Below are 21,101 nucleotides of genomic sequence, written 5' to 3'. Positions count from 1 at the left end.
CTAACTTCTAGGAGTTAGGCTAACCGTCCCTGGATAGGAGAACCTACCCATTTAGGTTAAACGAATCGCACACCGGATTTGATATCATACCATTTTAGATTTTAGATTTTAGATTTTAGATTTTGGGAATGACAGAGGAAGCTTGTGGTTTAGAGTTTGCGTAGGGTTGCATTATTTTTTTGAACTGGTATCAAAAGTCCTCAGAAACCTGTTATTTTCTGAGAAAATCGGTTTCGGAATGTATCAATTGAGCTCGGGCCCGGTTTCTGGTTTGATAACTTTTTGGATTTCCTCGATTGCCCTAGTCGCCACTGCTTCAGGCCTTTCACCCACACCAGCATAGACTCGGACATCTGCTTGAGTGTAGAAACGCTCTCGCTCTTTCAAAAGGCTTTGCAGCTTAGATTTGAGCTCGCCCTCCTGCAGTAGGGGTCGAGCGGTGTCCGAACGCAGTCGATCGTACAATTGATCTACAGGCACATCCAGCCAAACCACTACACCGTAGTGCAAGTAACCCCAATTCATCGATCGCGTCACAATGCCACCGCCCGTAGCCACGACCGAATTTTGATACGCAGACAACTCCCCAAGCACTTTACTTTCTAGTTCCCGAAAAGCCTCTTCCCCTTCTCGATCGAAAATCTCAGCAATTGACTGATTAGCAACTCGAACAATTAGTTCATCAGTATCAAAAAAACGGTATTTTAATTTTTTTGCCAAAATCCGCCCCACCGTTGTTTTTCCCGCACCCATCATCCCGACAAGATAGATATTTACTCCCCTCAACCCATCCACTGCCAAATCCTCCGATATTTTTCTATTTTTTCAGGTTAATCGATCTGCCACTGAGGCCATCATCGTCATCAAACTCATCACCCTCATCCAATCCCCAATCCTCATCTGCTTCTGCCATAGGATTTATTGGTGTTTCATCAGCGGGTTTAGGAATCTGCCCTTCCAGAGGAATCAGCACTCGATACTCCGCATCGTATACAGACTCTGTTTGCCCCACCCCAGACTGGTTTGGATCTCGATAGCCGTAAGAGTATACTGAGCCAGCCCAAGACTTGCTTTTCGGTTCCTGCTGAGCTTCGTAAGCCCTCGGATTTGTCGCTGGAACATCATTTACCTGCGGTCGATCGGGAAAATCGCGATCGTCCCCCCAATCATCATCGCCCCCTTGAGAACGCGATTTTGAGCCATCTGAGACCCAATCATCCTCATCGTCTGCCGCTGCATAACTCCCCGGTTGAGCATAATCCTTCGCCCCATCCGGGTTCGGAGTTTCTTGCTGGAAAGTCCGGGCACTGTAACCCGCCGACGTGCCGTACTCAGTTCGGTAGGAACCAGGAGCTTGAGTTTGGCTATTTTCCCTATTCAGATCCGGGTCAATTCCCTGTTTTCTAGGAGGGGGAGGCGGCGTGTAAGGTGTTCTGCTGTCCTCTGGGAAAGTATCGGGACCGCTGCGACTGGATCTGCCGCTGCGGTCTCCCGTTGGAGATAGGTAATTTGAAAAAGCGAGCAAACCCGAAATCAATAAAGATGTGACAGATCCCACCGCCATGCTCAGCAAAATCCAGATAGATAAAGGCAAAGCAGGCGATCGAACTCCCAAAAATACCAGCGATAATGCCGGCTCCACATTTTGCAGGGCAAAAATAGTTAGCCCTACCACAATTACTAGCAAAAAAACAGGACGCATATCAAATTTTAATTTGTAATTTGTAAATCACTAATAACTAATAACTAATGACTAATGACTAATGACTAATTATTACTCCTCTTCCTTCCAGCGTTTGAGAGGAACGCAATCAATCCCCAACTGGTCTAAAGCGCGAGCCACCACAAAGTCTACCAAATCTTCAATAGTTTGCGGATTGTGATACCAAGCAGGAATCGCTGGTACAATTCTAGCTCCAGCTTCCGCCAAGGTAGTCAAATTCCGCAGGTGAATCAAGCTAAAAGGCGTTTCGCGAGGCACGAGTACCAATTTTCGCCCTTCCTTGAGCTGAACGTCGGCCGCTCTTTCGAGCAAATCCGAGCTCAAGCCAGCCGCCAACTTGCCCAGCGTACTCATGCTACAGGGAATAATCATCATCCCTTGGGTGCGAAAGGAGCCACTAGCAATATTAGCACCGACATCTTGCCAGGGATGGCACCGAAGTTTACCCATTGTGGCTACTCCTGCTTGTTCCCGCCAGAATTCCTCTTGAAGCGTGGGTTCTGCGGGCATTCGAGTGTTCTGTTCGCTTTGCCAAACCATGTAAGTAGACTTGGAAGCGACCAGTTCGATCGCGCGATCGGCTTCCAACAAATATTTCAAAGTTCGCACCGCGTAAATCAGTCCCGATGCTCCAGTAACTCCTACAATTAGAGGTTGGGCGGGGACTGAAACAGAATTAGTCATTGGTAATTATTGTGAAATAAGCTCACTAATTATAGCGCGATAGGTGCTAATAACAGCCACAACACTCATCAATCAATTCAATGATTGCGTGGCGATCGCTCTTAATAACAATAAAAGGCGAAACCTATAGCCACCTGCAACACCCCCGGATACTACAATAAAGTATGCGACTGCGATCGCCAGGATTATCATTACCCTATTCTTCGTTAACAAAAACAAAGGCTAACTGCGATCGCCAGAGTTCCAGATCCCAGCTCCATCTTACATCCTGATAGCCACGACCAACTCTGTGTCACAATAGAACTACTAACTTTACTTTATTAACATCAGGGGAGGCAGACAATGTTCTTAAGATACGAAGATATCGAAATAGTGCAATTAGACATTACCTCCCGATGTAATGCCGGTTGTCCTCAGTGTCCGCGCACGGGGAACCCTATTTTGCCAATGACAGAATTGACAATAGCAGATATTAAGAGAATCTTCCCTAAAGAATTCTGCTCTCAGTTGTCTTGGATTTACCTGTGCGGCAACTTTGGGGATGCGATGGTGAGTAATACCACTCTCCCGGCGCTAAAGTATTTTCACAAAATGGGAGTCAATTACCTTTGGATGTACACCAATGGTAGCGGACGCAGCCCTGATTGGTGGCGACAATTGGCCAAAATTTTGAATCAACCAGAAGATCGCGTTATTTTTGCCATCGATGGATTAGCGGATACCAACCACCTCTACCGTCGCAATACAAACTGGAACCGGATTATGGAATCCGTCGAGGCCTTTATTGGCGCCGGTGGCCAAGCAGAGTGGCAATATTTAGTCTTTGAACACAATCAACACCAAGTCGAAGAAGCTCGCGCTTTGGCCCGTAGACTGGGGTTTATTAAATTTCAAGCTAAAGCAACGTCTCGCTTTGCGCTGTCAGAGGTTGATGAAGTCGGAGAAAAGGAGGAGGCGATCGCAGAGGTGGACTCCCAGACGCAGGAAAAGCGCGATCGTTCTACCCCCATCACCCTAGAAAAAGCAGCTCTCAATTTTCACCGACAAGCTGAAGATTATTTAGCGGAAAAAAATTTAGAACAAGCATTTTTAGCTTGTCAAAAAGCACTTGAAATTCAGTCAAACTTTGCCGTCGCTCACAAAACATTAGGCAATCTGCTACAGCTCACAGACTGTCTGGAGGAAGCGATGAACTCCTATAAAACTGCCCTAGAAATTCAGCCAGAATTTGCCGAAGTTTATGCAAATATGGGCAGCGTTTATGCTTCTCAAAAACAATGGGAGTCCGCAATTTATCACTATCAAAAAGCGCTTGAAATTAGACCAAATTTTTCAGGAGTGTATCGAAATTTAGCCAAAATCTGGACACAATTAGGTAAAATAGAAGAAGCAAATGAAGCTTTTCAGCAAGCCGTTAAACTCCAACTCGCTCAAGAAATTGCTCCGGCTAAAGCTGCTAAAGCGAACAAAGAAAGCTCCGTAGAACTCAAGCCGGCTTCCTTACCCCAGTATCAAAATCCAGAAATCCCCAACTTTCGCAAAGCCGTCCAAGAATATGGAGGATTAGAAAATTATTTTCAGGGCATTGAAATTAACTGCCAGTCGCAAAAGAAAGCTGAAATTTACGTTAGTTTTGACGCTGAACTGTGGCCCTGCTGCTATACAGCTCAGACCAAATACGCTCATTACAGCGACACTTATAGGACCCAGGCGATCGCTCTGTTTGAAAAATATGGGCAAGGATTTAACAACCTCCGCAGCAAATCTATCAAAGAAGTGCTAGAAAATGTTTGGTATCAAAAAGACTTAGCCAAAAGCTGGTCTTGTTCGGAGAGACTAGAAATATGCGCCTTGGTGTGCGGGAAAGCCTTCCACCCCACCTCCTCACAGATGCTCTAGATCCTTCACTGACTCGAGTCCAGAAACCTGATTTTTTGGGAAAGTATCGAATTTTAGCACCGCAATATTTGCAAAAAAGCCTGATTTTTCTTGAAGCGGACTTCAGAAACCGGGTTTCATCAAGAAACCCGGTTTCTGAACAGCAGACGTTTGTTAGAAACAGGCGAGAGTTGGAAACTGGCGACGCACCCTACCTTTACTGTTAGCTATCAACTATCAACTATCAACTATCAACTAACTACTCATCATCATCAAAAGCTTGACTGCCGCCGCCAACTGCAACTAAATCAATTTGCTGGCGGTAGTAATCAACACTCTTGACTTGAACTTCTACCCGATCGCCCAAACGGTACTGATTGCGGTTTTTGCGGCCCACCAGAGTTTGCTGGCGCGATCGATATTCGTACCAGTCATCCTTCAGCGAAGAAACGTGCACCAATCCCTCAACACGCAAAATGTCGCTCTCCGGCGGCCGCACCTCAATTTCCACAAAGAAACCGTAAGACTGCACGCCTGTAATCAAACCTTGGAAAGTTTGGCCGGTGCGTTCTTTCATCAATCCCGTTTTCTTCAATCCCTGCAAATCGCTTTCGGCATCCTCAGCAACTCTTTCGCGTTCGGTTAGGTGTACAACTACCGATGCAAACTCCGTCTCAAATTCGTGGTGCAAATCTGGGGGGAGAACATTCCAAGTAATTTGACCGTGACAGGAGGAATGGTGCAAGTCAACTTTTTCCTTAGCCCGTGTTGTGCGGCTGCTGCGGCCTTGCTCGAACACCGCTTGCAACACCCGCAGTACCAGCAAATCGGCGTAGCGGGAAAGCGGCGAAGTGCAGCGCGTGTAACCCTCTGACAGCCCCAAACCGAAGTGCGGCTTGGGAGTTGTGCTGTAAACAGCGGGCTTCATGGTGTCTTCTAGCAGGTAGGTGAGAACTCTTTCGGACTTCAGGCCGGCAAACTGCTGGGTAAATCGCTGAAAGTCCAAGGGCAAAACTTCTTCTTCGGTTTCGAGATACAGTTCGCCTCCGAGGTTGTTGGAGAGTTTGATGAACTCTTGAATGTCTGCCGGGTCTGGCATCGGTTGGACGCGGTAAATTGCTGGGACTCCCAAGGCTTGCAGGTGGGTGGCGACAGCTTGGTTGGCGAGTACCACCAACTCGGAGACAGCCGACTGGGCGGGGGGAGCTGTTGCAAAAGCTCCTAATTCGCCTTCGTCGTCGAAGTGAGAGTTAGCATCGGGCAAATTTAGTTCAAAAGCTCCTCGCTTGAGCCTTGTCTGTCTGGCTGCCTGTGAGGCGGCCCCGATTTGATCTAGGAAAGGACGGAGGGTGGAGGATAAAGGGTGCTCTTCGGCATCGTCTGGTTCGAGAATTGCTTGAGCTTGCTCGTAGGTGAGGTGGTAGTCAATTTGAATGACGCTGGCTTGAATCTCGTATTCTAGGAGTTCTCCTGATTCGTCTAGGGTGAGCAGTATGCTGAAGGCCAGCCGTTCGCTGTCTGGCAGGAGGGAGCAGCGCTCGTTGAGGGTTTCTGGCAGTACGGCGATGATTTTTTCTCCCAGATGGGCGGCGGTTCCTCGCTTGCGGGCTTCACGGTCGATCGGGGTTTCTGGCTGCACGTACTCGGCGGCGTCGCTGATGTGGATTCCTATTTGCCAGCGGCCGGGCTTCAGGGTTTCGATCGACAATGCGCGTTCCACTGGCGGATCGGACAGGAATGACGTTGGATCAAACTCCTTTTCGCCTCCTTCTTCGGAGAGATTTTCCTCCTCAACTCGGGGGGCATGGTTTTCGCTGTTGGTTGTTCCCGGTTCGTTTTTGCTGAAGCTAACAGTCAGAATGTTACGCAAATCTAGGCGTTTTTTGATGTCGGTTTTTTTGACTTTGCTGGGCAAATTTTCGGCTGCTTTGAGGACGGCGGCGGGGAACGATCGCGGCAAGTCGTGTTTGCAGCATACGATGTCGAGGTCGTCCGCGGCTTCGGCGTCGGAACCGAGTACCTGTACTACTTTGCCGACTGGGCGATGGGTGCCGAGGGGGTAGCGTTTGACTTCGACGTGTACTAGGTGGTCGATCGCCTCTTGGAGATTTGTGCCATTTGCGAGCAAGTCTAGTTCAAACAACAGGCGATCGTCCAGGGGGATTGCTCTGTAGCTGACGCGGCCTGTGGGGGTGGCGGTTTGCTTGACTCGCGCCAGTACCGAGGGGTTGGCGCGTTCGAGGATGAGCATGACTTCGCCTTCGGGCGATCGGCGGCGGCTACCTTCTTTGATGATTTTGACTAAGACTCGATCGCCGTTCCAAGCTGTCGAGAGGTGACTTTCCCGCACGTAAACGTCTTCTGAGCCTTCGGCGTCTTGAATTGCAAAGCAAAATCCTTTGCTCGAACAGCGCAGTTTTGCTTCTACTACGTCGTCTTCAGCTACTCGGCGATAGCGGCCTTTGTCTTTGACTAATATGCCAATTTTCTCTAGAGCTTCTAATGCGATTTGAAGTTTGAGTTGACTGGTGGCGTCGTTGCAGTCGAGTTTTTTCTCCAATGCTTTAGGAGCCACTAATTTGTCTTCTGTAAAATTTGCCAGCAGTGCAGCGATAGAAAATTCCATGTAGCGATCGATCCTCTTGTTTCCAGCAATTAGTCTAAATTTTGGCGAAATCAGCCGCACCCCCTCGGGCCCTCGCAGTGCCTGCTTCCCAACAAATACGCGGGTTGATAGGTGGAGACGCAAGCACAGCCACCTTGTTTCATCGCGAGGTTTTTTTGAGATTCTCTCCCGACACCGGCTTCGTGCTAATTGTCTGCTGTCTGTCTTGAACTGACTGCTGACGGTGCAGACAACTGTCCCGCACGCTATTCCCCAATACAATTTTTTAGCGTTGGTTTGTTTGCTTTTAGGTCAGCAGCGCCGAGCACTTGGCGAATTAGAAAGCCTCTGTCGGTTCTTAAAAGATGGCTCGATACTGAAAGCAACGGCTTGAGTCGAGGATGAGCCGATGGAGGGATGGAGAGGGAGAAAATGTGCATTTCTGCCTTCTGCCTTGTTTCCTTCTGCGTTGTTCCTTCTTCCTTTTGAAGTGCCTCTTGCCTCTTGCTTTAGCAAAGAACTTACCGGATCAAGGCAAAATTGCTAGTAGCTCGCCGCTGCGATGCCCCTGTTTTTTGCACGCGATCGGCCCTTGCGGACAGAGGTGCAACGAGCGGGTCGGGAGCAATCTGTGCTGTAGAAAGTGCAGGTACGCAAACCGGAGACTTTTACTACTTTTGCTTAGTTGCTGTGCCATCTCTTATAGGTAGAAATGACGCCCGGTGCTTGTTAGCTTAAACTGCCGGATGTGGGATGGGGTTTAGTGGCGTGAAAGGTTGCGCGGATGATTCACCTTTGATTTATTGTATGTTGAATAGGTGCTTTCAGAAAATTGTTTTCTCAGGGCTGTACTACACTTAAGTCATAAGCCCCCTCTGGTTTCGGGGTCAAAAAATTATGTTTGCTGAATTTCGCGCCCTTTATCCCGCTGGACAGTTAATCTGTGAGTTGCTGACTGTTCATCACGGTAAGTTTGTTGTTCGCTGTCTGGTTCAGGTTGACGGCAAAACTCTGGCTACGGCTATGTCGGCTGCTGAGTCTGTTGAGGATGCTGAAGACCGCGCCCGGTTGCGAGCGATCGCTGTTCTTGGATCTGCTGCGCCCGATCGTGCGATCGCGAGTGTTGAGCCGCCTCCGGTTGCTCCGGTTGCTCCGGTTGCTTCGGTTGCTGCTGTTCCCCCTCCCCCTCCTCCTGCTGTTCCCCCGGTTGCTGCTGTTCCCCCTCCCCCTCCTCCTGCTGTTCCGGTTCCTGTTGGGCCGACAAGTGTTCCTCTTCCGGTTCTAGAAATGCCTGTTGCTGACAAATTGCCGGAAACAGATCAAAGCAATTTTGTCAAGACTGAAGCGAAATTAAATGAAGAGCCGATCGCACCTGTACCGGCACCGCTGCCGCCAACGGTCGATCGCGCGGAGGCTACTGGATTTGTACCAAAGCAGTTAGACTCGGACGCTTGGCTTTCTTCTAGCTACGGCGAACCACTTCAGGAACTGGATGTGCCTACTTCTAGCCAAAGTGAACTGCTACAGGGTGCGGCCGAAGTCAGGGAGTTGCAACCGATCGCAGTGGGAATTCCCAGCGATGCGATCGAGGATAATTCTGATACGATCGCCCAAATAGACGCCATCCTCAAACGCCTGCGATGGAAAAAACCACAGGAAACCCAGTGTCTGGAACACAATTACGGCAAGTCGTCGCAGAGAGAGCTTTCTAGCGAAGAGTTAGTAGATTTCCTAGAATATCTAGAAATCTATAGCAGAACCACTGAGGAAATCCAGCGGCTGGGCTGGACTGCCAACCAAGGAAAAGATTATCTCAAACAAGGTTATGGCAAAGAAGCGCGCCATTTCTTAAATCAAGTAGAATTGCTCGACTTCCTGCAATATCTCGAATCTTTGCCCTAGGAATTCGGCAACTAAACAAGGCGCTGGAGGCTATTAGATTAAAGAAACCGGGTTTTTTACAGAGATTAAGGTTGAGAACCAAAGATTAGGGTAAAAAACCCGGTTTCTCGCCCCCCGTTGCTCCCGGATTAAAGAAACCGGGTTTTTTACAGAGATTAAGGTTGAGAACCAAAGATTAGGGTAAAAAACCCGGTTTCTCGCCACCCGTTTATCCATTAAAGAGCTACTTTTGAACGTAAAAAATTAAAAATCAAAAATGAAGAATATTTCCTCATTTTTGATTTTTAACTTTTTATTTAGACGACAGCGGCGATCGGGCGGCTGGCGGAAGGACGGCGATCGATCACTTGATCGACTAATCCGTAGTCCTTTGCTTCTTCAGCGGACATGAAGAAATCCCGTTCGGTATCTTCTTCAATGCGGGAAAGCGGCTGACCGGTATGGTTGGCAAGATGTTCGTTCAGGCGGCGTTTGTGGTACAAAATTTCTTTTGCCTGAATTTCAATATCGGTTGCTTGTCCTTGAGCTCCGCCTAGAGGTTGGTGGATCATAATCCGGGAGTGAGGCAAACTCATCCGCTTGCCTTTAGCGCCGGCACTCAACAGAAAAGCGCCCATGCTGGCGGCCAAACCGAGACAAATAGTGCAAATGTCGGGGCGGATGTGGTTCATCGTGTCAAAAATGCCCATACCTGCTGTTACCGAACCCCCTGGGGAGTTGATATAGAGGTAAATATCTTTCTCCGGGTCTTCGGCGTCTAAAAATAGCAATTGGGCAACGATCAGGTTAGCCAAGTCTGAGTCAACCTGTTGGCCCAAGAAGACGATGCGATCGCGCAGGAGTCGCGAGTAAATGTCAAAGGCGCGTTCGCCGCGACCGGATTGTTCTATAACTGTTGGGATCATTGACGCCTGCCTGCCTATTACGTATCTTTTTTTAATTTTAGCGACTAGGGCTCAGTTATAGTTAGCGATCGGTGGCGTGGGATCGAGAAATCGGCAAAATCCTTAAGCTGGGGGGGGTTGGGGCGTTAATTTGTGGAAGTTGTGGCGGGGGTGCGATCGGAAATCCGATCCTGCAGGCGATCGATGTTGAGGCAGCGGACATCAATAAACGTTAAATGTTGTTATGTGGCGATCGTATCATTGGGAGAACTTCCATCGCTCGATCGCCGCTGACACTAGGAAAATGGTCTAAAAATTCATCGACCGAATCACCAGCTTCGAGATAATCAAGTAGAGTCTCGATCGGGACGCGAGTCGCGATAAAGACAGGATTTCCCCTAAAATTTCGGGGTCGCTATGAACGATAGTAGCTGCCAATTGCAAAGAAAAGGTTGTGACATCAAGACAATCTTCTTCACTCCAGGTATCACTTTGCTCGAACGATCTGTTAGTTTCCATCGCTAAATCCCCACTGGATTTTTATAGATTATATCTTTGCTAGGATTACTGGTAGCGGGATTTCTTTGATTTAATCACCTCAATTACATTGTCGTGTCTTTGCCCTTCAATAATATCCTTGAGATGAATCTGTCCGTTGACGTACTGAACGTGGATGCGCCAGCCTGAGACTTTATCAATATCAGCACGATAAACTGCCTGCTTCACACCCTTAACTTTATGCAGTCTCGTTTTGGGAAATTGTCTCGTCCTGTGACATTCCTGGTCTTCAAGTTCTGCTAAAGCTTCCAGAAAACTAATCTTTAGCTCGTCATCTGGCAAAATTTTCATAGCTTCGTAAATAATGCCATATTCATCACAGAGAATAAGGTTTTGCGCCATAACTTAAGCTGATTATATCTAGGCAGTTTCTCGATCGCGCTGAAGTAGGTCTTGATACAAAGACTCTGCTACACCCTTATACGCTCGATCGAGTTCGTCGTGTTGAATTGCTCGAAAAAGAGTAAAAATAGCTTGCCCAAAAATTGGGTCTTCGTCAACCGCCAAAACCACTCTTAGTTTTTGAGAAATTCGTAGCGTATAAAGCGAAGACTCGTAACCATTCAGGTCTGACGATAGCGGGAGACGACGCAGCTTGCGATACACATTTGATTTTTGAGTAGGAAAAAGGCTGGCACAATAATTAATTTTTTGAATTACTGCGGCTTTCTCATCTTCATTTAGCAGCGCAATATCTTTCTCAAATTCCCTTGTTGACTCAATTAGAATATCCACGTCAAAAACCGTAAAAAATATATATAAATTATACTACAAACAGCTTTTGATTGTCAAGCCACTTGCTCACAACTTACCAGCAAACGCGCTTGTTTAACAACCCACAATTCAAATTTTAATCGCCCAACGACGGCGGTACATTCCATACAAAATTAACCACCAAAATAATACCGCTGTCACGGCAAATGCTAGGGAACCATTCAGCGGCCCGGCCCACGGCACAAACCAGTTTTCATAAATCCAAGTGTAGGTAGTTGGAGCATTTGCACCAGTACCGATATGAGTTTTCAACAGGATTCTGGCGACAATACCGGAAGCAACAAACAGGAAAATTGCATTCAATCCCATGATTTCAAACGGCCTCCCCCATTTCCAATTTCGCACTTCAATTGTTTCGTAGCAAGCGGCTAGCAATAGCAAGGCCCAACCAGCAGTAAAAACTACATAGGAACTCGTCCAAAGTTGTTTGTTGATTGGAAAGAAAAATCCCCACAAGTGGCCAATTACCACGCAACTGAGGCCGCCGATTGCTAAGTTGATACTGGTGCGGGTTTTGAATGGCTGCACGCGCAGCCATTCTCCTGTAAAGTAGCCGATTAGGACTGTAACGCTTGCGGGTAAGGTGCTCAACAATCCTTCTGGATCGAAGGGGCCACCTTTGTACAGGTGTTGGCTACCGAGAATTAGCCGATCGACATATCCTCCTAAATTTCCTTCTGGCGTGAGTTCGCCGGCAGTGTACCCCCCTACAGCAAATACGGTTAATGCACCCCAATAGCCCAAAAGCACGGCAACAGCGAGCAGTTTTTGATTGCGGGGGGAAAGGTTGAGAATGGCGATCGCACTGATGAAATAAGCTAAGCCGATGCGCTGCAATACTCCCATGATGCGGATTTTATCGAAGTTTTCCACTGGGGCGTTGTTGAGAAGTACGTCAAGGGCGATCGAAGATGTATTTAGCAGCAATCCTAATATAAATAGAATCGCGGCGCGACGCGCAATTCGCCAGTAAATATTTGAAGAAGGGAGAAGGAAGGAGGAAGAAGGAAGAGGGTTTTTTGCGGATTCTGATTTTTCCTTTGTTTGTGTAATTTTTGAGGTTTCTATTCCGGTTTTTGGATAATTTTGAAGATATTTAGACAGCGAGAAAGACATCGCGCAGCCAACGATGAACAAGAAAAACGGAAATACTAAGTCTGTCGGGGTGCAGCCGTGCCATTCTGCGTGTTCTAGCGGTGGATACACCTGTTCCCAACTACCGGGGTTGTTGACTAGAATCATCGAGGCGATCGCAATTCCGCGAAAAACATCAAGGGATTTGAAGCGCATGGGGAAGAAGGGAGAAGGAAGAAGGAAGAGGGAAGTAAGAAAAACTACTAATTACAATTCTCAAGTACCCATTACCCATTAACTAAATTTCAATACCTTCCAGAGTCATAATGACTGCATTCTTCATCAACATATCGCAGCGTTCTGCATAAAAAGATGCTGCCTTATCATACTTGTTGATTTGTAAAACGCGCAGAAACATTTGCCTTGCTTGCGCGAATTGCTGCTGGTAGTGAAAAAAAATTCCCTGTTCAAAATAAGTTTGAGTTTGTGCTTTTAGTTCGATCATTGTCGCCGAGTCGCCATCGTAAATTTCAAATACCGCAACAGGTGTTTGTTTTCCTTTTACTTGAACGCGATCGAGAAACCGGCACTTGTAATGTTGAGGATCGTCTATCCGGCAAAGGGTTTGGACGCTAGCTACAATAGCAACTCCATAAAGCTTTGTCAATCCTTCCACGCGGGAAGCTAAATTAACAGCATCAGAAATCACCGTACTTTCCATTCGTTCCGCTTCGCCAATCGTACCTAACATTAAAGTCCCCGTATGCAAACCAATCCCTATCGAAATAGGTTGATAGCCACTGTTTTGCCTGTGTCTGTTATAAATTTTTACTTGATGCTGCATCTCAATTGCTGCTTGCACAGCATCTTCAGCCCTGTTAGGAAACAAAGCCATAATCCCGTCACCAATATATTTATCTATAAAACCGTTGTACTCGCGGATAACTGGGCCAACTCGGCTTAAGTAAGAGTTAAGAAATTCAAAGTTTTCTCGCGGAGACATACTTTCTGACAGACTTGTAAATGAGCGAATGTCGGCAAACATAATCGTCATTTCTGCTTGTACAGAGTCTCCTAGTCTGGCATCAACAATGCTTTCTCTTTTGAGAAACTTCAAAAATTCACGGGGTACAAAACGGGCTGATGCGGCTGCAATTTTTTCTAGTTCGCTTTTGCTGGACTCGATTTGATTGAGCGACCTAAATGCTCTCAGTGCGGTGACTACTGTGGTAAATAACTTTTTGTTAGTAAGTTCTGTTTTGGTTTTGTAATCATTGATATCGTAGCTGACAATTACTACATCTTCTGGCACTTGTCCGGGCTGCCCAGTGCGTAAAATAATTCGCACTACTTGATTATTTAAAATATCACGGATGTATTTAACTACTTCCAAGCCTGCTTCTTCTGTTTCCATAACTACATCGAGTAAAATCAATGCTATGTCGTAGTTGTTTTGGATGATTTCTTTAGCTTCTTTTCCTGAGTAAGCGCTGATAAATGTTATACTTTTACCTTCAAATATAAAATCATTTAACGCTAGTTTAGTAATATTATGAATTTCTATTTCATCATCTACAATTAATATTTTCCAACTTTCTTCTAGCGGTTTTTGTTCCGCCTCGTCTTCCTCGGCAAATATTAATTCATCGTCGCCCGCCGCGATTAATTCGTCATCGCCTGCAGCCAACAGGTTTTTACTAGCTTCTGACATATATCGTTCTCCTATATAAAACTTATATCCATGTTGGCCGTATAATAACTAACTGCTCATTTTAGCGGGAAATTCAATCATAAATCTTGTGCCTTTATTTACTTGACTTCTACAGCTAATTGTGCCTTTTAGTTTTTGAGTAACAAGGTTATAAATAATGTGCAGTCCCAATCCCGTGCCTCCCTGACCTCTTTTGGTGGTAAAAAATGGTTCAAAAATTTTACTGAGATTTTCTGGGTCAATTCCTTTGCCGTTATCGGCATATTCAAATATTAGCCGATCGCCCTCTAGTTTGAAATCAAAAGCCAGAATTCCTGCGTCTTCTCCATCGTAGGCGTGAATTAGCGAATTCAACACCAGATTTGTCACAATTTGACACACTACGCCGGGATAACTGTCCACTACAATATTTTCATCACACTTAATCTCTATTTTGTGCTTAGTTCTTTTGAGTTTGGCACTTAAGGATGTCAAAATTTCCTCTAGATAGTTTTTAACATTAAACGTGCGTTTTAACTCGCTCGACTGATCCACAGCTACTTCTTTAAAACTGTGAATCAAGTCTGCTGCCCGCGTGAGGTTAGATAAGATCATATTACTGCTTTGCACGGCGGTATCCAGAAACTTTTCTAACTCGGAACGTTTTATTTGGCCGTTACTGTAAACCTCAAAAAACTTTGTGGCTTTTTCAGCAAGCAGGGAGGCGGCGGTGATGCCGATGCCGATGGGAGTATTGATTTCGTGGGCAACACCTGCCACCAACCCTCCGAGGGCCGCCATTTTTTCCGATTCTACCAGTTTATTTTGAGCCGATTTTAAGTCTTCTAAAGTTTGGGAGAGTTCGGAGGTACGCTGCTGTACTAAATTTTCGAGATTCTGATTGAATTGGTGCAAGTTGGCGTAAAGTTGGGCATTTTCGATGGAGATAGAAATTTGAGAAGACAGCAGTTTTAATATTTCTAACCTGTCTTGTGTAAAAGCGCCTGTAGTCAGATTGTTTTCTAAATATAGAATGCCCGTGAGTTGGCCTTGATTAATTAACGGAGTGCAAAGAATTGATTTAGGTTGAACGGCCATTATATAGGGTGTGCGAGTAAATTGTCCTTCGCTGCTGGCATCGTTTAAAACTATACTTTCCTGGGTGCGGGCAACGTAATTGACAACTGCAACTGCCAGCAAAGTTACTTCTCGATCGTCGGCTACAAAATCTATCGGAATTGATTGCATGACAGCAACGCGATCGACATCTACAGATCCTGATGCTTCAATCACCCATTGACCCTCTTTTTCTAGTATTAAAAAGCCTCTTTGCCCCCCGGCATTTTCAATAACAATTTTCATCATTTTTGCCAGCAGTTTGTCTAGAACTATTTCCCCGGCTAAGGTTTGCGATGCTTTCACTGCGGTAGTCAAGTCTAGCACGCCTGCAGCGTCGTTCGTAGTGGAAGCGCTGCTGGTAGATTTGTGAGTTTCAATATTAGTTGAAATCGAGCTTGAAGTTAGCAAGTGCGAGTATTTGGATTCTAAATGCGCTGCTTTGGCTGTTGCTCCCCAGCGTTGATAGCAATAACGCGCTTCTGTTAAGTAAGTTTTAGAATTTTTTTCTCTTCCTATGGATAGATAAAATGCTCCTGCCAATTCTGCTGCTAGTGCTTGTACTTGTATGTATCCGTTTTCTTGGGCTCCTTCAATTGCGCGATCGTAATATTCCATTGCTCTCACAATATTGCCCAAAACACGCGCTTTTTCTGCCGTAAGTAAGTCGCATTTGTGCTGAAGATTCATGGGTGCATAAAGCGCTTTCTGTTGCAGTTTTTTTCGGTTACTGACAGCGTAAAAAATATGCTCTTCTTGTTCCCCCTCTGTTGCAGAGGGATAGGCGGCTAGGCGGGCTAGAGAATCGTAAAACTGGTATTCAGAAACATTAATAAAGCCTGCTACTCCGTCTAAATATACTTCGGCTAGCGCTGAATTTTCTAGGGCTGTAGCGGTATCTCCAAATAAATAGGAGATTATTAATTTCTGCAAATAAAAGTGCTGTAATCCCACGCGATCGTTAGCTTTTAACAGTAGCGACAACAACTTTTCTTCGCTGTATGCTTCACCTAATACAAGGTGTGGACTTTCCAATTTCCCCATCAATTGCAAAATAGTTTGCAGATATATTTGATTCCAAGTTAATACAGTTTCTTGCTTGAGTTGAAACAGCAAATGGTTGTAACTTACTATTCTTCGTTCCAGTTGTGGCAATTCTTGACCGAGGAAATACAAAGACTGACAAATATTTACGGCTGAATATCCGACACATTCTAAATCCCCATTTTCTAGCGCACTTTGATAGGCGTCCTCTAATAGCGGCAAAGAGTCTTTAACGTGATGCTTGCCGTTCATCAAAATGAAGGCTACTAAATTAAGCGTTTTGCTTTTGAATTCTAACACATTTAATCTATCGCTCAAATTTAAAGCTAATTGACCAAAGCGATCGCCTGATTCAATATCTCTAACTATTCCTTTTAAAATTGCTCCGTAATTAGCATAACCGAAAGCAGAAAAAGTAGAGTTTCCGTAATTAATAGATAAATTTACTTGCTCGCACACAATGAGCGGCAGCAGGACAGGTTCAACTATAAATGTAGCTGAAAACATACTGGAAAGCACACGCATAGTGGCTAATTTGTGCGGATTTGTCATAATCGGTAAGTCTATTAAATCTTCTATTTTTTTGTCTGTTAAATAAGCTGCTGTTTTAGCGAGTGCTTGCTGAATGTGGAGGGGAATCGGCGAGTCGGGAAAGTTAATTCCTAACATTTTTAGTGCTTCCCGACCAATTTTTACCGATTCTTGGAGTTTGGTTTGCATCGCACAAGCTATGATTCTGATTTCAAACACTTTGATTTTGTCTAGTTCATTTGTTGCGTGTTGCAGGACAATTATCGCCCATTTCTCCATGGGTTCAAAGTCGGTATTCAGGTAAGCAGCTTCTGCTGCTGACTCGTAGAGTGCCAGAGTCAAGTCGTAGTCAGTTTGCCAACTTTGGGGAGGAAGCAGTTCAATACCTGCGGTTAGATATTTGAGGGCAAGTTGGTAAGCGGCACTTGCTTTTGCTTTGCGGCCTGCAATTAAATTTAATTGGCATAATTGAAATTGTTCTAATTTGCTGCTGATGATTTCTTTGGCAGAGTTTAGTTGGTTTACGGTATCAAAGATATGCTCTTCTAATTGCTCTGGGGGTGCAGTTTGAAGTAAAAAGTTGCCTATCTTGAGATGAATTTCTTGTTTTTGATAATCGGATATTAAAGCATAAGCTGCTTGCTGCACTCGCTCATGCAAAAATTTGTAAGTGGCGCTCGAAACATCAGCCACTGGTAGGGAAAATTTATCGGTAAAGTCTCTAGATATTGTGTCTGTTACTTCTGTGCTTGCTGCTAGTGCGATCGGAATTTTGTAGGCGTTATTCACGAGCAAAATTAGACCGGACTGAAGTGCCTCACCAAGGTCTGTTGCTGCGGACGCCACAGGCTTTTCGGCGATTGTCGAGAGAGTTTTTAAATCAAATTTGTTCCCGATACAAGCGGCTAATTTAAGCAGTTCCTGGGTATTGTCTGAAAGTTTCTGAATGTTATCTATCATTAATTCTACAACATTGTCAGTTATTCCCATTTCTTGTATTTGTTCGATATCCCACTGCCACTCGCCTGTGACATGGCATTTTTTCACAATTTGCTCGGAGGTTGGTTGCGCTAAGGCCGACAGGCTAGGTTCAGCTAGCTCGCTCAAATTATGGGAGGGTAAAATTTGAAATTGAATCAAGCTTTTTGAGTAAAGAAATTTGATTAATTGAGTTAAAAAGAAGGGATTGCCAGCGGTTTTTCGCCAAAGCAATTCTGCTAAACTTAGGGATTTTTCGGGGGCGCAGTTCAAAGTATCGGCAAGGAATTGGTTGACGCTGCTTATATCTAAAGGCGAAAGGGCGATCGCACTCACAGTGCCGCCTGCTTTTTTAATTGCTTCGGCGGTAATGATTAGGGGATGATTTGCATCTACTTCCTGCTCTCTATAAGCTCCAATTATTAATAAATATTGAGTCCCCATGTCAGTTGCTAGCAGTTCTATTAACTTGAGAGATGCTGAATCGATCCACTGCAAATCGTCCAGGAAAATTACTAGGGGGTGTTCTTTTTGAGCAAAGACGCGGATGAAGTTTTGAAATACTAAATTAAAGCGATTTTGAGATTCATTGGCTCCTAAATCTGGGACGGGGGGCTGCGGCCCGACAATCAGTTCTACTTCGGGAATAGCTTCAATAATTACTTGGCAGTTGCCGCCGATTGCTTTTAAAATTTTTTGTTTCCAAACATGAATTTCTGCGGCATTTTCTGTAAAAATTTGTCGCAACAAATCTTGAAAAGCTTGGAGCAAAAAAGCGTAAGGAATATCTCGTTTAAATTGCTCAAATTTGCTGTCAATAAAATACCCATTTTCCCGCCGACTCGGCTTGTAAACTTCATATACTAACGAGGATTTGCCCACACCTGCAGAACCGGAAATCAGCACGATTTCTGTATTGCCCCGCCTCATACGCTGGAAGATACTGAGAAGCAGATTAACTTCTGCTTCTCGCCCGTAAAATTTTTGGGAAATTTGCAGGTGACTTGACTGATCTTGCTCGCCGAGGGTTATGTGGGAAATTTCGCCTATAGTTTGCAGTTGATCGAGACAATTTTCCAAGTCGTACAAAAGTCCGAAAGCACTTTGATACCTGTCTTCGGCTGTTTTTGCTAAGAGTTTTATGACGATATCGGAAACGACTTGAGGAATCTCCTTGGTTCCTACTTGATAGATTCTGCCTTCGATGCTTTTGCTTTCTACTTTTTTATTTCTGTTTTCCCAAGGAGAAACTGGCGTTTTAGCAATATGGCAGTGTACTAATTCCATGGGATCGATCGCCTGAAAAGGCAATTCACCACAAAGCATTTCATAAAAGGTGACGCCTAAAGAATAAAAATCGGTGCGGTAGTCGATCGCCCGATTCATGCGCCCCGTTTGTTCAGGAGACATATAGGCGAGAGTGCCTTCGAGTAAATGGGGATGGCTGGGGGCGGGGTTTTCGCCCGGTAGCAGGGAGGCGATCGCAAAATCAGCAATCTTGACATCTCCTGTCTCGATATTGACAATAATATTGCTGGGTTTAATATCCTTATGGATGATGTGGTGTTCGTGGAGTTGCCCAATAGTTTCTGCTAGTTTGATGCCAATATGCAGAAATTGTGGTAACTCTAGCTGGTTGTTGCTGAGAAACTCTTTTAGGGAAATCCCACCAAAATCTTCTAAAACTAAAACAGGAAAGTGATTGTATGTTTCTATTTTGTAAAGCTTGACTATTCCGGGTAAATTCAAATTTTTAAGAATTTCGGATTCGTGCAGCAGTTGGGATATTTGGGCTGGGGTAGGGTATAGCGGCGTGAGAGTTTTGAGGATAACGGGTTTTTCTTCCTCAAGCAGCAGACCTCGATAAATTACTGTGTGAGAGTTTGTATAAAGTTCTCCGTCAATGCGGTATCCCGGAATAGAAATCATGATAGTTGGGGGTAATTTCAAAGATGCGGTTAGACAATTTTAGATTTTAGATTTTAGATTTTAGATTGGGAATGATTGATGATATAAGGGTTTGGCTCGCGGGCTTAGAGTTGCATTCTTTTTGCACACAAGTATTATTAAGTAAGTGAAAATACACAGCGTCGGTCGAGTGCGGTTTTTACGGCAGTAAACTGGCTACTATTCTATAGCTTAACTAAATCCATCCCGAAAGAGTCCTCCTAGATACTTTTTTTGTCGCTTATTTAGTTATCTATATTATTTTAGTATTCAAAAAATCAGAAGTGGCACTTTGCTATCCCACCAGTGGCAAAATAAACGGGTGCGTGCAAATCAACAGCTAAAATCTAAAAAAATCATGCAGAATATAACTGCCTCAAATCCAGCTAAGGCGACCGATCGCGCTTTTGGCACCGCAGACATTCAATTGCTGGTAGTGGATATAGACGGCACGATCGCAGGTATGTCAAATACTATCCGAGAACCAGTCAAGCAGGCAATTTTGGCGGCCGAGTCGCGGGGAGTGAAAGTAGCCGTCGCTACGGGCAGGATGTACCGATCAGCTTTGCGTTTTCACCGCGACATCGGCTCAACATTGCCACTGATTTGCTACCAGGGCGCGTGGATTCAAGATCACGCTACTCAAAAGCGGCTGCGGCACTTGCCGCTGTCGAAACAAACTGCTCTGCAACTGTTAGATTATTTTGAAGAACCGCATTTGCGACCGCTGCTTTCGATCCATTTCTACATTGACGACCAACTTTACGTGCCGGAAATTACTGCAGCTACCCGAATTTATGCCGAACGATCGGGCATTGAACCAATGGTGATTAAAGATTTGCGGCGAGATATTCCGGGGGAACCGACGAAAGTTTTGGCATTGTGCGAGAATCCGGGGGTACTCGACGGCTTGCTCAGCAGTATGCGGCTGCGTTACACGCCTGCGGAGCTTTATTTGACTCGATCCGTTGCTACTTTTTTTGAAGCTACGCATCCTGTGGCGAATAAGGGAGATGCGGTGCAGTATTTAGCGGAGGAACTTTTGGGTTTGCAGGCGGCGAATGTGATGGCGATCGGCGACAATTTTAATGATGTAGAAATGATTGCCTATGCGGGCGTGGGCGTGGCGATGGGCAATGCTCCTGATGGGGTGAAGGCTGCTGCTGATTGGGTGGCGCCGGATGTGGAGGAAGATGGGGTGGCGGCTGCGATCGAACAATTTGTTTTGGGCGATCGTTGATATTTGCAGCACCAATACCGCAGGGGTGGGTTTAGCGACATCTGGAAAAAATCTAGATCAACCCGCCCCGACCCAGCGACAATTTATTATATACAGCGGATTCCAGGTTTATAAAGTACACCCCAGAAACCGGGTTTCTTCTGGATTTCTCGCCAGAAACCGGTTTTATTCAAGAAACCCGGTTTCTCTGTACTTCACTTACCTGGAAAGTGCTGTAACTCTCTAGTTTTGAGTTCTATGCAATCAAATTTTGACGATCAAAAACAATCCACACTTTCGGATTTTTCGAGATCAAGTGCAATCAATTACTTTTTTTGCAACATCAGAATATTTATTTAACGAACCGCGAAGACGCGAATAACGCGAAGGAAGAATTGAAGAAAGCGGGGCGGGCTTACAGATATTCTGGATATGAATTATAAATAATTTCAAACTCTTAAAAATGCCTTTCAACAGAAAAAGCACCGACGACT

Annotated in this window: 16 protein-coding genes; 3 read left to right on the top strand and 13 right to left on the bottom strand. The window is 45.3% G+C overall.

Annotation, left to right across the window (positions count from 1 at the left end; genetic code table 11):
• Positions 1-243 precede the first annotated feature (243 nt).
• From QUB39_RS26695 to QUB39_RS26685, 3 genes are all read right to left on the bottom strand, one after another.
• The gene (locus QUB39_RS26695; protein WP_333212004.1) at positions 244-795 is read right to left on the bottom strand and encodes a shikimate kinase; all 552 of its coding nucleotides are present in this window, start codon (positions 793-795) and stop codon (positions 244-246) included.
• Positions 796-817: 22 nt separating this feature from the next.
• Positions 818-1,702, bottom strand: coding sequence for a LapA family protein (locus QUB39_RS26690; protein WP_333212006.1), 885 nt, complete (start codon positions 1,700-1,702; stop codon positions 818-820).
• A 72-nt stretch (positions 1,703-1,774) separates the two neighbouring features.
• On the bottom strand, positions 1,775-2,407 hold the full coding sequence (locus tag QUB39_RS26685) for a flavin prenyltransferase UbiX (RefSeq protein ID WP_333057892.1): 633 nt from the start codon (positions 2,405-2,407) through the stop codon (positions 1,775-1,777).
• A gap of 342 nt (positions 2,408-2,749) precedes the next feature.
• On the opposite strand from QUB39_RS26685, the gene QUB39_RS26680 reads away from it, so the two are divergent.
• Entirely contained in the window at positions 2,750-4,306 is a 1,557-nt protein-coding gene (locus QUB39_RS26680) for a tetratricopeptide repeat protein (RefSeq protein ID WP_333057893.1), read from the top strand.
• A gap of 238 nt (positions 4,307-4,544) precedes the next feature.
• Here the strand turns inward: QUB39_RS26680 and QUB39_RS26675 are convergent, their stop codons facing one another.
• Positions 4,545-6,911: a ribonuclease R family protein gene (locus QUB39_RS26675; protein ID WP_333057894.1), complete on the bottom strand. Its 2,367-nt coding sequence runs from the start codon at positions 6,909-6,911 to the stop codon at positions 4,545-4,547.
• 876 nt (positions 6,912-7,787) lie between these two features.
• Between QUB39_RS26675 and QUB39_RS26670 the strand changes: the two genes are divergently transcribed.
• Positions 7,788-8,792: a hypothetical protein gene (locus QUB39_RS26670; RefSeq protein WP_333057895.1), complete on the top strand. Its 1,005-nt coding sequence runs from the start codon at positions 7,788-7,790 to the stop codon at positions 8,790-8,792.
• 296 nt (positions 8,793-9,088) lie between these two features.
• Here the strand turns inward: QUB39_RS26670 and clpP are convergent, their stop codons facing one another.
• From clpP to QUB39_RS26625, 9 genes are all read right to left on the bottom strand, one after another.
• A complete protein-coding gene (gene clpP, locus QUB39_RS26665) occupies positions 9,089-9,697 on the bottom strand; it encodes an ATP-dependent Clp endopeptidase proteolytic subunit ClpP (protein WP_006635758.1) in 609 nt (202 codons plus the stop codon).
• 61 nt (positions 9,698-9,758) lie between these two features.
• Positions 9,759-9,899: a hypothetical protein gene (locus tag QUB39_RS26660; RefSeq protein WP_333212009.1), complete on the bottom strand. Its 141-nt coding sequence runs from the start codon at positions 9,897-9,899 to the stop codon at positions 9,759-9,761.
• Positions 9,900-9,908: 9 nt separating this feature from the next.
• Positions 9,909-10,040, bottom strand: coding sequence for a DUF433 domain-containing protein (locus tag QUB39_RS26655; RefSeq protein ID WP_333212020.1), 132 nt, complete (start codon positions 10,038-10,040; stop codon positions 9,909-9,911).
• The gene (locus tag QUB39_RS26650; RefSeq protein WP_333057896.1) at positions 9,986-10,195 is read right to left on the bottom strand and encodes a hypothetical protein; all 210 of its coding nucleotides are present in this window, start codon (positions 10,193-10,195) and stop codon (positions 9,986-9,988) included. The genes QUB39_RS26655 and QUB39_RS26650 overlap by 55 nt, the downstream gene beginning before the upstream one ends.
• Before the next feature lie 45 nt (positions 10,196-10,240).
• Positions 10,241-10,576 (bottom strand): hypothetical protein, encoded by a 336-nt coding sequence (locus QUB39_RS26645; RefSeq protein ID WP_333057897.1) that lies wholly within the window; start codon positions 10,574-10,576, stop codon positions 10,241-10,243.
• An 18-nt stretch (positions 10,577-10,594) separates the two neighbouring features.
• Positions 10,595-10,969, bottom strand: coding sequence for a hypothetical protein (locus QUB39_RS26640; protein WP_333057898.1), 375 nt, complete (start codon positions 10,967-10,969; stop codon positions 10,595-10,597).
• 108 nt (positions 10,970-11,077) lie between these two features.
• Entirely contained in the window at positions 11,078-12,298 is a 1,221-nt protein-coding gene (locus tag QUB39_RS26635) for a heparan-alpha-glucosaminide N-acetyltransferase domain-containing protein (protein ID WP_333057899.1), read from the bottom strand.
• An 82-nt stretch (positions 12,299-12,380) separates the two neighbouring features.
• Positions 12,381-13,793: an adenylate/guanylate cyclase domain-containing protein gene (locus QUB39_RS26630; protein WP_333057900.1), complete on the bottom strand. Its 1,413-nt coding sequence runs from the start codon at positions 13,791-13,793 to the stop codon at positions 12,381-12,383.
• Between the two features lie 48 nt (positions 13,794-13,841).
• Positions 13,842-19,370 carry an ATP-binding sensor histidine kinase gene (locus tag QUB39_RS26625; RefSeq protein ID WP_333212012.1) on the bottom strand — a complete coding sequence of 1,843 codons (5,529 nt, stop codon included), beginning with the start codon at positions 19,368-19,370 and terminating at the stop codon, positions 13,842-13,844.
• 376 nt (positions 19,371-19,746) lie between these two features.
• Between QUB39_RS26625 and QUB39_RS26620 the strand changes: the two genes are divergently transcribed.
• Entirely contained in the window at positions 19,747-20,628 is an 882-nt protein-coding gene (locus QUB39_RS26620) for a Cof-type HAD-IIB family hydrolase (protein ID WP_333057902.1), read from the top strand.
• The last annotated feature ends 473 nt before the right edge of the window (positions 20,629-21,101 follow it).

The sequence above is a fragment of the Microcoleus sp. AT8-B5 genome (assembly GCF_036705565.1).
GTDB lineage: Bacteria > Cyanobacteriota > Cyanobacteriia > Cyanobacteriales > Microcoleaceae > Microcoleus.
Note: the sequence above shows the minus strand (reverse complement) of the source record. Positions and strands in the feature narration are given on the sequence as shown.

What these genes read in the sequence shown, in the direction of transcription:
- QUB39_RS26690 (WP_333212006.1), bottom strand. Translation starts at nt 1,702, where the DNA reads ATGCGTCCTGTTTTTTTGCTAGTAATTGTGGTAGGGCTAACTATTTTT.
- QUB39_RS26685 (WP_333057892.1), bottom strand. Translation starts at nt 2,407, where the DNA reads ATGACTAATTCTGTTTCAGTCCCCGCCCAACCTCTAATTGTAGGAGTT.
- QUB39_RS26680 (WP_333057893.1), top strand. Translation starts at nt 2,750, where the DNA reads ATGTTCTTAAGATACGAAGATATCGAAATAGTGCAATTAGACATTACC.
- QUB39_RS26675 (WP_333057894.1), bottom strand. Translation starts at nt 6,911, where the DNA reads ATGGAATTTTCTATCGCTGCACTGCTGGCAAATTTTACAGAAGACAAA.
- QUB39_RS26670 (WP_333057895.1), top strand. Translation starts at nt 7,788, where the DNA reads ATGTTTGCTGAATTTCGCGCCCTTTATCCCGCTGGACAGTTAATCTGT.
- clpP (WP_006635758.1), bottom strand. Translation starts at nt 9,697, where the DNA reads ATGATCCCAACAGTTATAGAACAATCCGGTCGCGGCGAACGCGCCTTT.
- QUB39_RS26660 (WP_333212009.1), bottom strand. Translation starts at nt 9,899, where the DNA reads ATGTCCGCTGCCTCAACATCGATCGCCTGCAGGATCGGATTTCCGATC.
- QUB39_RS26650 (WP_333057896.1), bottom strand. Translation starts at nt 10,195, where the DNA reads ATGGAAACTAACAGATCGTTCGAGCAAAGTGATACCTGGAGTGAAGAA.
- QUB39_RS26645 (WP_333057897.1), bottom strand. Translation starts at nt 10,576, where the DNA reads ATGGCGCAAAACCTTATTCTCTGTGATGAATATGGCATTATTTACGAA.
- QUB39_RS26635 (WP_333057899.1), bottom strand. Translation starts at nt 12,298, where the DNA reads ATGCGCTTCAAATCCCTTGATGTTTTTCGCGGAATTGCGATCGCCTCG.
- QUB39_RS26630 (WP_333057900.1), bottom strand. Translation starts at nt 13,793, where the DNA reads ATGTCAGAAGCTAGTAAAAACCTGTTGGCTGCAGGCGATGACGAATTA.
- QUB39_RS26625 (WP_333212012.1), bottom strand. Translation starts at nt 19,370, where the DNA reads ATGATTTCTATTCCGGGATACCGCATTGACGGAGAACTTTATACAAAC.
- QUB39_RS26620 (WP_333057902.1), top strand. Translation starts at nt 19,747, where the DNA reads ATGCAGAATATAACTGCCTCAAATCCAGCTAAGGCGACCGATCGCGCT.